Origin of the sequence: Pseudomonas sp. FW305-25, assembly GCF_017351415.1 — a bacterium.
GTDB lineage: Bacteria > Pseudomonadota > Gammaproteobacteria > Pseudomonadales > Pseudomonadaceae > Aquipseudomonas > Aquipseudomonas chlororaphis.
Window position 1 is genome coordinate 60,327 of the sequence record NZ_JACNDE010000029.1, and the last position, 12,265, is coordinate 72,591.

Annotated in this window: 14 protein-coding genes; 9 read left to right on the top strand and 5 right to left on the bottom strand. The window is 66.5% G+C overall.

What is annotated here, in order from left to right:
- Nucleotides 1-100: 100 nt before the first annotated feature.
- From J4E58_RS23205 to J4E58_RS23215, 3 genes are all read left to right on the top strand, one after another.
- The gene (locus J4E58_RS23205; RefSeq protein WP_062825533.1) at nucleotides 101-706 is read left to right on the top strand and encodes a tRNA-(ms[2]io[6]A)-hydroxylase; all 606 of its coding nucleotides are present in this window, start codon (nucleotides 101-103) and stop codon (nucleotides 704-706) included.
- Between the two features lie 172 nt (nucleotides 707-878).
- The gene (locus J4E58_RS23210; RefSeq protein WP_007923858.1) at nucleotides 879-1,586 is read left to right on the top strand and encodes a winged helix-turn-helix domain-containing protein; all 708 of its coding nucleotides are present in this window, start codon (nucleotides 879-881) and stop codon (nucleotides 1,584-1,586) included.
- Nucleotides 1,587-2,861: an ATP-binding protein gene (locus J4E58_RS23215; RefSeq protein ID WP_087087864.1), complete on the top strand. Its 1,275-nt coding sequence runs from the start codon at nucleotides 1,587-1,589 to the stop codon at nucleotides 2,859-2,861. It abuts the gene before it with no gap.
- Between the two features lie 44 nt (nucleotides 2,862-2,905).
- On the opposite strand, the gene J4E58_RS23220 is transcribed toward J4E58_RS23215, so the two are convergent.
- The 3 genes from J4E58_RS23220 to J4E58_RS23230 all read right to left on the bottom strand — a co-directional run bounded on the left by J4E58_RS23220 (nucleotide 2,906) and on the right by J4E58_RS23230 (nucleotide 4,586).
- Nucleotides 2,906-3,721, bottom strand: a complete 816-nt coding sequence (locus tag J4E58_RS23220; RefSeq protein WP_087087862.1) for a MipA/OmpV family protein — start codon at nucleotides 3,719-3,721, stop codon at nucleotides 2,906-2,908.
- 5 nt (nucleotides 3,722-3,726) lie between these two features.
- Complete coding sequence (locus tag J4E58_RS23225) at nucleotides 3,727-3,978, bottom strand: hypothetical protein (protein ID WP_087087860.1); 252 nt, start codon at nucleotides 3,976-3,978, stop codon at nucleotides 3,727-3,729.
- A 104-nt stretch (nucleotides 3,979-4,082) separates the two neighbouring features.
- Nucleotides 4,083-4,586: a GFA family protein gene (locus J4E58_RS23230; RefSeq protein ID WP_087087858.1), complete on the bottom strand. Its 504-nt coding sequence runs from the start codon at nucleotides 4,584-4,586 to the stop codon at nucleotides 4,083-4,085.
- Between the two features lie 285 nt (nucleotides 4,587-4,871).
- Here J4E58_RS23230 and J4E58_RS32035 point away from each other — a divergent pair, with 285 nt between their 5' ends.
- The gene (locus J4E58_RS32035; protein ID WP_256583203.1) at nucleotides 4,872-5,024 is read left to right on the top strand and encodes a double zinc ribbon domain-containing protein; all 153 of its coding nucleotides are present in this window, start codon (nucleotides 4,872-4,874) and stop codon (nucleotides 5,022-5,024) included.
- A gap of 7 nt (nucleotides 5,025-5,031) precedes the next feature.
- On the opposite strand, the gene J4E58_RS23240 is transcribed toward J4E58_RS32035, so the two are convergent.
- Both J4E58_RS23240 and J4E58_RS23245 read right to left on the bottom strand, forming a co-directional pair.
- Nucleotides 5,032-5,565, bottom strand: coding sequence for a GNAT family N-acetyltransferase (locus J4E58_RS23240; RefSeq protein ID WP_087087856.1), 534 nt, complete (start codon nucleotides 5,563-5,565; stop codon nucleotides 5,032-5,034).
- A gap of 134 nt (nucleotides 5,566-5,699) precedes the next feature.
- Nucleotides 5,700-6,587, bottom strand: coding sequence for a LysR family transcriptional regulator (locus tag J4E58_RS23245; protein ID WP_007931251.1), 888 nt, complete (start codon nucleotides 6,585-6,587; stop codon nucleotides 5,700-5,702).
- A 136-nt stretch (nucleotides 6,588-6,723) separates the two neighbouring features.
- On the opposite strand from J4E58_RS23245, the gene J4E58_RS23250 reads away from it, so the two are divergent.
- The 5 genes from J4E58_RS23250 (at nucleotide 6,724) to J4E58_RS23270 (ending at nucleotide 12,254) form a co-directional block, all read left to right on the top strand.
- Nucleotides 6,724-7,563 carry a MaoC family dehydratase N-terminal domain-containing protein gene (locus J4E58_RS23250; RefSeq protein WP_172963047.1) on the top strand — a complete coding sequence of 280 codons (840 nt, stop codon included), beginning with the start codon at nucleotides 6,724-6,726 and terminating at the stop codon, nucleotides 7,561-7,563.
- Nucleotides 7,564-7,603: 40 nt separating this feature from the next.
- The gene (locus J4E58_RS23255; RefSeq protein ID WP_087087854.1) at nucleotides 7,604-8,767 is read left to right on the top strand and encodes an acyl-CoA dehydrogenase family protein; all 1,164 of its coding nucleotides are present in this window, start codon (nucleotides 7,604-7,606) and stop codon (nucleotides 8,765-8,767) included.
- Nucleotides 8,768-8,777: 10 nt separating this feature from the next.
- Nucleotides 8,778-10,127, top strand: coding sequence for an MmgE/PrpD family protein (locus J4E58_RS23260; RefSeq protein ID WP_087087852.1), 1,350 nt, complete (start codon nucleotides 8,778-8,780; stop codon nucleotides 10,125-10,127).
- A gap of 20 nt (nucleotides 10,128-10,147) precedes the next feature.
- Nucleotides 10,148-11,353 carry a CaiB/BaiF CoA-transferase family protein gene (locus J4E58_RS23265; protein ID WP_087087851.1) on the top strand — a complete coding sequence of 402 codons (1,206 nt, stop codon included), beginning with the start codon at nucleotides 10,148-10,150 and terminating at the stop codon, nucleotides 11,351-11,353.
- 85 nt (nucleotides 11,354-11,438) lie between these two features.
- On the top strand, nucleotides 11,439-12,254 hold the full coding sequence (locus tag J4E58_RS23270) for a CoA ester lyase (RefSeq protein WP_087087849.1): 816 nt from the start codon (nucleotides 11,439-11,441) through the stop codon (nucleotides 12,252-12,254).
- Nucleotides 12,255-12,265 lie beyond the last annotated feature (11 nt).

Sequence of the window (12,265 nt, forward strand, 5' to 3'; positions counted from 1 at the left end):
ACCCTTATGCCGTGAGCCCCATGTTATCGATCCCTGAAGTCGCCACCGTCCTGCCTTGCGCGCTCATTCCCTTGAAGGCTGCCCTGAAGGACGAACGACCATGAACCTGCCAGAAATTCATGAGTTCCTCGGCTGCCGCACGCCGGATGCCTGGGTCCGGGCGGCCCTGGCGGATCAGGAAACCCTGCTGATCGACCACAAGAACTGCGAGTTCAAGGCGGCCAGCACGGCCCTGAGCCTGATCGCCAAGTACCACTCCCATGTCGACCTGATCAACATGATGTCGCGCCTGGCCCGGGAAGAGCTGGTGCACCACGAACAGGTCATGCGCCTGATGAAGCGGCGCAAGATCGAACTGCGCCAGCTATCGGCCGGGCGTTATGCCTCGGGCCTGCGCAAGGTGGTGCGCAGCCACGAACCGGTGAAGCTGGTGGACACCCTGGTGGTCGGCGCCTTTATCGAGGCCCGCAGCTGCGAGCGTTTCGAGGCGCTGGTGCCGCACCTGGACGAAGAGCTGGGCAAGTTCTACTTCGGCCTGCTGAAAAGCGAGGCCCGGCACTTCCAGGGTTACCTGAAGCTGGCCTATCAGTACGGCGACGCCAAGGACATCGCCCAGGTGATCGAGAAGGTGCGCGCCGCCGAGCGCGAGCTGATCGAGTCGCCGGACGTGGAGTTCCGCTTCCACAGCGGCGTGCCTACTCTGTAGAACGGCCCAAGTCGGTTGAAAACTACGGGCAAATTGTAAAAAACTCTTAAAAGCATGAAACATCATTGAAAACCGGCCATCTGGGCCGGTTTTTGCTGTCTGCCCTGGTCTCAGATTTATCCGATGCCGCCTATAATGCGCGCCCCAATTGTGCGCACTCAGACTGGTATTTATGGATAACCCGGGTCTTGGCAAAGTATTGCTGGTGGAAGATGACGAGAAGCTCGCCGGGCTGATCGCGCACTTCCTGTCCCAACACGGTTTCGAGGTCCTGACGGTACATCGTGGCGATGTGGCGCTGGCGGCCTTTCTCGAGTTCAAGCCGAAAATCGTCGTCCTCGACCTGATGCTGCCGGGCCAGAGCGGCCTACACGTGTGCCGGGAGATCCGCAATGTGGCGGACACGCCCATCGTCATTCTCACCGCCAAGGAAGACGACCTGGACCATATCCTCGGTCTTGAGTCCGGCGCCGACGACTACGTGATCAAACCGATCAAGCCGCCGGTGCTGCTGGCCCGCCTGCGCGCCCTGCAACGGCGCCAAGTGCCGGAGCCGACGGTGCGCGGCGCGCTGGAGTTCGGCAGCCTGACCCTCGACCGCAGTTGCCGGGAAGTGCGCCTGGCCGGCGAGCTGATCGAGCTGACCACCATGGAGTTCGAGCTGCTGTGGCTGCTGGCCAGTTCGGCGGGCAAGATCCTCTCCCGCGACGACATCCTCAACCGCATGCGCGGCATCGCCTTCGACGGCCTCAACCGCAGCGTCGATGTCTACATCAGCAAGCTGCGCGGCAAACTCCAGGACAACCCTCGCGAGCCGGTGTGCATCAAGACCATCTGGGGCAAGGGCTATCTATTCAATCCGTTCGCGTGGGAGCTCTAGATGCTGCGGCTGTTTCTGCGTCTGTACATCATCCTGGCCCTGGGGCTGGCGGGGGCCATCTGGGCGGTCAACTACACCTTTTCCGAGCTGTTGCCGGACGCCAACGAAACCTACAACCGCGAGGCCATGCGCGGGCCGGGATACAGCCTGGTCAACCAACTGTCGCCGGTCACGGGGGCGGCGCGCGAGCAGCGGCTGGCCGAGCTGCAACAACACTACGGCATGCGCCTGAGGCTGTTGCAGGCGGATGAGCTGGGCCTGTCCGAGCGCGAACGCCAGCTGCTGGCCGAGAACAAACTGGTGGTGCGCGGCGACTTCAGCGAGTTCATCGCCAACCTCGACGGCGGCCCGCAGTTGCTGAGCATCCGCCTGCCGGAAGAACCCAAGTGGCTGTACATCTGGGCGTACGCCTTCCTCGGGGCCAGCCTGGCGTTGGTCCTGTATTTCTGGGTGCGCCCGCATTGGCGCGACCTGGAACTGATTCGCCTGGCCGCCCAGCGTTTCGGCAATAACGACCTGGGCTCGCGCATCCGCTTGTCGCGGCGCTCCAGCGTGCGCGACCTGGCGCAGCACTTCAACCAGATGGCCAGCCGCATCGAAGGCCTGATCGCCAATCAGCGCGAGCTGACCAACGCGGTGTCCCATGAGTTGCGCACGCCCATCGCCCGCTTGTCGTTCGAGCTCGACCAGCTCAAGCAGTCCGACCCGCGGCAGAGCCGCGAGCTGATCGCCGACATGTACGCCGACCTCGGCGAGCTGGAGGAAATGGTTTCCGAACTGCTGACCTACGCCAGCCTGGAACACGGCGCCACGGTGATCAACCGCGAGACCATCCAGGCCCGCAACTGGCTCGACAGCGTGGTCGGCAGTGTCGCCCTGGAGGCGGAAGCGGCGGGGGTGCAGATGGCGATCCGGGCCTGTGAGGTCGAGTACATCAGCATCGAACCGCGGTTCATGGCGCGGGCGGTGATCAACCTGCTGCGCAATGCCATTCGCTACGCCGAACGGCGCGTCGAGGTGTCCCTGGTGCAGCTCGGGCAGGGCTATGAGGTCCAGGTCAACGACGACGGCCCGGGCGTGCCGGTGGCAGGGCGGGCGAAGATCTTCGAGCCGTTCTCCCGGCTCGACGCCAGCCGCGACCGCCGCACCGGCGGCTTCGGCCTCGGCCTGGCGCTGGTGCGGCGGGTGTCGCAGTCCCACGGCGGCCAGGTCGAGGTGACGGATTCGCAGTGGGGCGGCGCGTCGTTTCGCATGACCTGGGCGCAAGTCGAATAGCCCAGGCAGCTTGCGCGCGATAACGTCAGAACGGCCTACGCCGCTTAAAAGCTGTACTCCAGGGTGGTGGCCAACGACGTTTGCAGCCGCCGCTCGACAATCGGGCTGTCCGCCGCTTCCCGGCCCAGGTACTGCAGCGCCAGCACCGTCGATACGTTCATCTGTTCACTGACCGGCACTGTCCAGGTCAGGTCGCCGCCCCGGCTGAGAAAACCGCCCTTGGGCCGATAGGCGCCGAAGTGGGTCCTGCCAGCCTGGGCCGCGCTGACGCCATACCAGGTGCGCAGGTAGTCGCCGTCGCCGAACTGGCTGTTGAGACTGCCCTCGAGGCGCCCGTAGCGGCCCTCATACAGCATGCTGCCGATGCTCAGTTGCAGGTGGTTGTAGGCCGAGCCAGTGTCGTGATCATCATTCTTCTTCAGCGCGTGCTGCAGCGTGGCCCCGAGTTCCACGGTGCCCAGGGTGTAGCCCAGGTGAGCGCCAAACTGCGCGCGGGACTTGATCGAGCCCATGCCGTCGAGATGGTCCGAACCCTTGTAGCCGTGCTTGCGGTCCTTGCGTGCCGCGCTGGGGCCGACCCAGGTGCTGAACGCCAGGTCGCCCCATTCATTGCCCCAGCCAAGGCCCTGTTCGGTGTTGAGAAACACCCCGTAGGGGCTGACGATTGCGCCGCCCAGGATCGGGACGACGCTGCGTTCGTCGCTGCCGCTGTAGCGCGGCAGGCTGGCCACGCCGGCTTGCAACTGGTACTGCCAGTCCGCGGCGTAGAGCGGGCCGCAGGGCGTCAGCAGGCACAGCGAAGCCAGAGGTAGCGACGCAAGGGACAGGCACAAGGTTTTCGGACGGATCGAGGTCTTCATCGCGGCTAGAAACTCAGCAGGGTGTGGGAGTGGTCGTTGGCTTTGGAATAGGAACTGCCCAGGCCATCGCGCGGGCGCTGGGCGACCTTGCGCGCCGGGGCGATGGCAGGCGGTTCGGCGCGGAGGCTGGTTTCAGGGGGCGTGGCGATTTCAGGCAGCGCTTCGCTACCGGGCGTTGGGGCCACGGGCGGCGTGCCCTGGCAGCTGAGGCCGCCGAGCAGCACACCCAGGAGAAGCGTGGAAAACCGACCGTACATGGCGCACCCGTGGGGAAATGGATGCGCTCATGCTAGGGACGCGGGTGCGGGCAATCTTTGGCAGCTTTGTCGCAAAACTGTCAAAGACAGTGAATGCCCGGCGCTTAGCGTTGCAGGTCCAGGCGTTCATGCCGCTCATGTCTTTCATGCCACTGGGCGATAGATTCCTCGGGGTAGTGGGCGAATTGCAGGTCATGGGGGTGCCAGTCGATTTCCACCCAGGGCGCCCTGGAGTCGAGCATCAGGTGGGTGTGTTCCGGCGGTATCGGCAACGGCGTGTCGATGGCCGAGGCGAAGGGGTGGATCAGTTCCGGCCACTCTGGGCTGAACAGCCACAACCCGGAGCCGCAGCGGCTGCAGAAATGCCGTTCGGCGCTGCTGCGCCGGGCACGTTTGCCGGGTTCCCTGAGCAGCGCGTGGTAGATCGAGATGTGCTGGCGGCCGCGGACTTTCAGGCTGGCGGCGTCGCCGCCGAGGTTGATCGCATACCCGCCGCCGCCCTGGGTCTTGCGGCAGATCGAGCAGTAGCAGCGTTGATAGGGGTAAGGGTGGGCGCTGTCCAGGCTGAAGTGGACAGCGCCGCAATGGCAGGAACCTTCGAGTTGCATGACGACCTCCAACGATCCATGGGCTATGACCGTCAGCCTAGCCGCTGTCGGCTGGAGCGTTCGTCATGGGCGCTGGTCGGCGCCGGGTTGACCCTGTAGCTACTTCAGGCTTTTTACTGGCGACTCTCTTTATCAGGAGTGATCGACATGAGCTTTTTCGAACGTTTGCTGGGTGGTCATCGTGGCCGTGGGCATGGCGGCTCCCAGGGCGGGCACCAGGGTGACAGGCATGGTGGCGGACATGGCCGGCACTCCGGTGGCGCAGCGCCGCCCGCGGGCGGCCCGCTGTGTCCGGACTGCGGGGCGAGCAACGCGGCCAAGGCGCGTTTTTGCCAGCAGTGCGGGACCTCGCTGCAGCCCGCCGCGTGCCGCCAGTGCGGCAACACGCTGGCCGCCGGCGCGCGGTTTTGCGCGCAGTGTGGCGGGGCGGCGGGCTGAGGCCGGCCTACAGCGCCAGGTGGTAGCGGACCTGGGTCGCGTCGTCCGGGTCGATGGCGCGGTGGAAACCCAGGGTCGCGGCCAGTTCGCGCATGCGGTGATTGGCCGGGCAATCCAGGGAGTACATCTGCTTGAAGCCCTGGTCCTTGGCCCGGTCGACCAGATGGCGCATCAGCAAGGCGTCCAGGCCCTTGTGCTGCCATTCGTCGGCCACGGTGACGGCGAACTCACAGGTGTCCGCGTCGGCGCCGATGGTGGCATAGCGGCTGATGCCGATTTCCCGCAGCGAGCCGTTGTCGTGGACCAGGGCCACGTAAGCCACGCGCTCGCAGCCATCGACTTCCTTCACCTCACCCAGGAAGCGGTGATGTCGGGTGGTCGGCGAGAGGTTCTCGATAAAGGCCTTTTCCCGCTCGCGGTCTTCGGCGCGCAACGGGCGGATCAGCACCGGGCTGCCGTCGTTGAGGGCGTCTATCCAGTGTTCGCCTTTGTACCGGGCGAAGGCAGCCAGGGCGGGCGTGTGGAGGGCGGTGCTGGTCATGGGCAAGTCTCCGTGAAGGTGCAGAGGTTTGCCTGAACATTCACACCTGTCAGGCGCCGGGCCCTTGATTCAGGTCAACGGGCGGCGGTGTCGCAGAGGGTTTTGCGCCAGGGGGTAGATTGGCCCCCGAGCGATCAGGCCTCGGGCATCAGGGTGGCGATCAGCGCCCGCACGGTGCCGGGCAGGGCCTCCAGCTCACGGACAATGATGCTGCGCTCGCGCACCGCCCAGGCCTCGTCGAGTTTCACCGTCACCAGTTGCATGGTGCGGCTGTGCCGGATCGCGGCCGATTCGGGAATGATGCCGATGCCCACGCCGGCCTCGACCATGCGGCAGATCGCTTCGAAGCTCGACACCTGGATCCGCAGCGACAGCTGCTTGCCGGTGCGCTCCACGTGTTCGCGCAAAAAACTCAGCAAGGTGCTGCCTTCGTGCAGGCCGATGTGTTGATAGGCCAGGGTCTGCTCCAGGGTCACCGCCGGCTGCGTCGCCAGCGGGTGGTCGACCGGCAGGATCAGCACCAGGTGGTCGGTGCTGAAATGCAGGACCTGCAGGCCGCTGGCCTCCACCGGGCCGGCGATGATGCCCATGTCGGCGGTGCCATCGAGCACGCCCCGCACGATGTCGCGGGACAGACGTTCCTGCAGGTCCACCGTGACCCCCGGGCGTTTCGACAGAAAGCCGGCGAGGATCTCCGGGAGGAATTCGGTCACCGCCGTGGTGTTGGCGAAGATGCGCATATGCCCGGTGGAATCGCCGCCGTACTGGGTGAACTCGCTTTTCAGGTAATCCACCTGGCGCATGATCAGCCGCGCATGCTGCAACAGCCGCTCGCCGGCCGGGGTGACTTCGACGCCGCGGCTGTCGCGGTACAGCAGGCGGGTCTCGAGCTGGCTTTCCAGGGCCTTGATCCGCGCGCTGGCCGCCGCCGGCGAAAGAAAGGCGCGCTTGGCGCCCTGGGTCAGGCTCGGCGATTCGGCGATATGGATAAACAGGCGCAGGTCGGCCAGATCGAAATGCATGGGCGGCTCCTGGGAGGGAAGAGGGGCAAAGCGGCGTTCAGCATAACCGAACGCCGGTTTATTGAAATGCAAATTCTCAGAACGCGCAGCGGCTTGCATGATCGGGCTCACCACCACCGCAACAGGACCCGACCCGATGAGCGTGACCGACCCCAGCGCCTGGACAGGCCGTAGCCAGCAAGCCCGAGACCTGCTTAGCGACAACTTACTCAAGCGCATCGCCGCGACCTTTGGCGAACCCGTGCCGGCCCCTGGCGAGGCCTTGCCGCCGCTGTGGCAATGGTGCTTTTTCCAGGAGCCCCTGGCCGAAAGCGCCCTGGGTGACGACGGCCATCCGGCCCGTGGCGGCTTCCTGCCGCCGGCGGCCAATCGCAACCGCATGTGGGCCGGTGGCCGGCTGGAGTTCTTCGAGCCGTTGCGCGCCGGGTTCGAGGCGCAGTGCGTGTCGACCATCAGCCAGGTCGAGGAAAAGACCGGGCGCACCGGTGCGCTGCTGTTCGTTACTGTGCGCCATGAGTATTCCCAGGACGGTCGCCTGGCGATTCGCGAGGAACAGGACATCGTCTACCGCGAGCCGACCCCGCCCAAGCAAGCCAGCGGCGAGCCGCTGATCCAGGGCGACTGGCGCGAAACCGTCGAGCCCAGCCCGACCCTGCTGTTCCGCTACAGCGCCGTGACCTTCAACGGCCATCGCATCCACTACGACTTTCCCTACGTCACCGCGACCGAAGGTTATCCGGGGCTGGTGGTCCACGGCCCATTGATCGCCACCCTCAGCCTGCGCGCTTTCTGCCGCGCCCATCCCGGGGCCCGGTTGCGGCGTTTCTCTTATCGCGGCCTGCGGCCCTTGGTCGCGCCGCAGCCGTTCGAGGTCGGCGGGCGCATCGTCCGCCCCGGCGTCGCCGAACTCTGGGCCGGCAACGATGCGGGCCTGGCCCAGCGCGGCGAAGTGCTGTTCGACGCCATCCCGGAATGACCCCATCCCAGCACAATAACCACAGGCGGAGAGCCGTTCGATGAACCCCAACAGCAATGAAGAATTGAATGCCATCCGTGAAGGCGTGCGCGCCCTGTGCGCCGAATTCGATGCCGCCTACTGGCGCAAGATCGATGAAGAAAAAGGTTTCCCGGAACGCTTCGTCAAGGCCCTGACCGAAGCCGGCTGGCTGGCGGCGATGATCCCGGCCGAATACGGCGGCTCGGGCCTGGGCCTGGCCGAAGCCTCGGTGATCCTGGAGGAGGTGAACCGCTGCGGCGGCAACTCCGGCACCGTGCACGGGCAGATGTACAACATGTTCACCCTGCTGCGGCACGGCAGCGAAGCGCAGAAGCGCTTCTACCTGCCAAAGCTCGCCAGCGGCGAACTGCGCCTGCAATCGATGGGCGTCACCGAGCCCACCACCGGCACCGACACCACCAAGATCAAGACCACCGCGATCAAGCGTGGCGGCAAGTACGTGATCAACGGGCAGAAGGTGTGGATCTCGCGGATCCAGCATTCCGACCTGATGATCCTGCTGGCGCGCACCACGCCGCTGGCCGAGGTCAAGAAGAAGTCCGAAGGCATGTCGATTTTCCTGGTCGACCTGCGCGAGGCCATCGGCCACGGCCTGACCGTGCAGCCGATCGCCAACATGGTCAACCACGAGACCAACGAGCTGTTCTTCGACAACCTGGAAATCCCCGCCGACAGCCTGATCGGCGAGGAGGGCAAGGGCTTCAGGTACATCCTCGACGGCCTCAACGCCGAGCGCACGCTGATTGCCGCCGAGTGCATCGGCGACGGCCGCTGGTTTATCGAAAAGGCCAGCCAGTACGCCCGCGACCGCGTGGTGTTCGGCCGGCCCATCGGGCAGAACCAGGGCGTGCAGTTCCCCATCGCCGAAGCCCATGTCGAGATCGAGGCCGCCGACCTGATGCGCTGGCGCGCCTGCGAGGAATACGACAGCGGCGGCAACGCCGGGGCCAGCGCCAACATGGCCAAGTACCTGGCGGCCAAGGCCTCGTGGGAGGCGGCCAACGCCTGCCTGCAGACCCATGGCGGTTTTGGCTTCGCCTGCGAATACGACGTCGAGCGCAAGTTCCGCGAGACCCGCCTGTACCAGGTGGCGCCGATCTCCACCAACCTGATCCTGTCCTATGTGGCCGAGCACCTGCTCGAACTGCCGCGCAGCTTCTGAGGAGCCGAGCATGAGCCATACCCAAGCCTTGGCCGGGTTCCTTGCCGGCCTGAGTTACCCGCAGTTGCCCGACAGCGTGCTGGCGCGCACCGAAGAGCTGTTCCTCGACTGGCTCGGCTCGGCGCTGGCCAGCCAGGGCGCGCATCCGATCCCGTTGTTCGAGCGTTACGCCCAGCAGATGGGCCCGGCCGATGGTCCGGCGCGGATCCTGGTCAACGGCCGCGGCAGCTCGGCCTATTTCGCCGCCCTGGTGAACGCCGCGTCTTCCCATCTGGTGGAGCAGGACGACCTGCACAACAGCTCGGTGCTGCACCCGGCCACCGTGGTGTTCCCGGCCGCGTTGGCGGCGGCCCAGGACCTCGGCAAGTCCGGCCAGGAACTGCTGCTGGCGGCGGTGGCCGGCTACGAGGCGGGGATTCGTATCGGCGAGTTCATGGGCCGTTCCCATTACCGGATCTTCCACACCACGGCCACCGTCGGCACCCTCGCTGCCGCCGTGGCGGTGGGCAAGCTGATGGACTTCGACCAGGCGCAATTCATCAACCTGCTGGGCAGCGCCGGGACCCAGGCCGCCGGCCTCTGGGAGTTTTTGCGCGACGCCGCGGACTCCAAGCAGCTGCACACGGCCAAGGCCGCGGCCGACGGGCTGCTCGCCGCCTACCTGACTCGCGACGGGCTGACCGGCGCGCGCAATATTCTCGAAGGCGAGCAGGGCATGGCCGCGGGCATGTCCTGGGATGCCGAGCCGGCGCGCCTGTCCGACCGTCTGGGCAGTCGCTGGGCCTTGCTGGAAACCTCGTTCAAGTTCCACGCCTCCTGCCGCCATACCCATCCGGCCGCCGATGCCTTGCTGGCGCTGATGCAGCGCGAAGGCCTCAGCCATGGGCAGATCGTCAGCGTGGAAACCCGCGTGCACCAGGGCGCCATCGATGTGCTGGGGCGGGTGAGCGTGCCGCAGACCGTGCACCAGGCCAAGTTCTCCATGGGCACCGTGCTCGGCCTGATCGCCGTGCATGGCAAGGCCGGGCTGCCGGAGTTCCATGAGCTGGCGCTGAACGACCCGGCGGTGGCGGCGTTTCGCGACAAGGTGTCGATGGTCCTCGACCCCGAGGTGGACCGCGCCTATCCGCAGCGTTGGCTGGGCCGTGTAGTGGTCAGCACCGACGATGGCCGCACCCTGCACGGTGCCATCGACGAGCCCAAGGGCGATCCGGGCAACGGCCTGTCGCGGGCCGAGCTGGCGGATAAGTTCCAGCGCCTGCTGCGCTTCTCCGGCGCTCGCACCCCGGAGCAGGGCTCGGCCCTGATCCGCCAGGTGTGGAACCTGCGCGACACCGCGCAATTGAACGAATTGCTCTGAGCCCGCCCCGAGGACGCCTTATGACACTCAATACCGCACAACCCCGGCCGCTGGACGGCATCACCGTGGTCAGCCTGGAACACGCCATCGCCGCGCCGTTCTGCACCCGCCAACTGGCCGACCTGGGCGCCCGGGTGATCAAGGTCGAGCGCCCCGGCAGCGGCGATTTTGCCCGTGGCTACGACGAGCGCGTGCGCGGCCTGGCCTCGCATTTCGTCTGGACCAACCGTTCCAAGGAAAGCCTGACCCTGGACCTCAAGCAGGACGCCGCCGGCGACATTCTTGAACGCCTGCTGGCCCAGGCCGACGTGCTGGTGCAGAACCTCGCGCCGGGCGCGGCGGCGCGCATGGGCCTGTCGTTCGAGGCGCTGCATGAACGCTTTCCGCGGCTGATCGTCTGCGACATTTCCGGTTATGGCGAGGGCGGCCCCTATGAGAAGAAAAAGGCCTACGACCTGCTGATCCAGAGCGAGGGCGGGTTCCTGTCGGTGACCGGCGGCCCGGGCGAGGAGCAACTGGCCAAGGCCGGCTGCTCGATCGCCGACATCGCCGCCGGCATGTACGCCTACAGCGGCATCCTCTCGGCGCTGTTGCTGCGCGGCAGGACCGGGCAGGGCAGCCGCATCGACGTGAGCATGCTGGAAAGCCTGGTGGAGTGGATGGGCTACCCGATGTACTACGCCTTCGACGGCGCGCCGCCACCGCCCCGGGCCGGCGCGGCGCACTCGACCATCTACCCCTACGGGCCGTTCCCGGCGGGGGATGGCGGCACGGTGATGCTCGGCCTGCAGAACGAGCGCGAGTGGGCGGCGTTCTGCGACAAGGTGCTGCTGATGCCGGAGCTGGCCGGCGACGAACGCTTCTCGGCCAACTTCAAGCGCTCGGCCAATCGCGAGGCGCTGCGGCAGATCATCGTCGACAGCTTCGCCCGGCTGACGGTGGCGGCGGTGATCGAGCGGCTGGAACAGGCGCAGATCGCCAGCGCCCGGGTCAACGACATGCAGGGCGTGTGGCAGCACCCGCAGCTCAAGGCCCGCGACGGCTGGCGCGAGGTCGACAGCCCGGCCGGCAAGCTGCCGTCGCTGCTGCCGCCGGCGCGCAATGCCGCGTTCGAGCCGCGCATGGACGGCGTCCCCGGGCTGGGCCAGCACAGCGGCGCGATCCTCGCCGAACTGGGGCTGTCCAGCGATGCCATCGAGCAGTTGCAGGCCAATGGCGTGATCTGAAGTCCCGGCTTTTCTGCTCCCCACGCACAAGGGAGGGGGAGACAGTACGGTCCACGGACCCCACATCACTTACAAGGAATTCAACATGTCCAACCCAATTGTCCGCTCCGCCTTGTTCGTCCCGGGCAGCCGTCCCGAGCGTTTCGGCAAGGCCCTGGCCAGCGGCGCCGACGCGGTGATCGTCGATTTCGAGGATGCGGTGGAAGAGCCGCTCAAGCGCCAGGCCCGGGACAACCTCGGCCAGTTCCTCAACAGCCAGCCCCAGGTCCGGTTGTGGGTGCGGGTCAATGCCCCGGAACATGCCGAACATGCCGCCGACCTAGGGTTCTGCAAAGCCCAGGCCGGGGTCGTCGGCATCCTGCTGCCCAAGGTCGAAAGCGCCGCCCAGGTGGCGACCGTGGCGGCCACCGGCAAGCAGATCTGGCCGATCATCGAAAGCGCGCGCGGGCTCTTGGCTTTGGCGGAAATCGCCCGGGCTCCTGCGGTGCAGCGCCTGTCTTTCGGCGGCCTGGACCTGGCGCTGGACCTCAACCTGTGCAGCGGTTCGGCGGCGGCGCAGTTCGCCCTCGACCAGGCGCGGCTGGCGCTGATCCTGCATTCGCGCGCCGCCGGCCTGGTGCCGCCATTGGATGGCGTGCACCCGGCCATCGACGACCCCGAAGGTTTGCGCCAGTCCATTCGCCACGCCTATGAAATGGGTTTTGCCGGCGCCTTGTGCATCCACCCGAAACAGGTGCCGGTGATCCACCAGGCCCTGGCCCCCAGCGCCGAAGACCTGGCCTGGGCGCAACGGGTGGTGGACGCCGGCAGCCACGGCGCCGGCGCCTATCAGATCGACGGCCAGATGGTCGACGCGCCGGTGCTGCTGCGGGCCCAGCGCTTGTTGGCGCTGAGTCCCTGAATACTGCAATC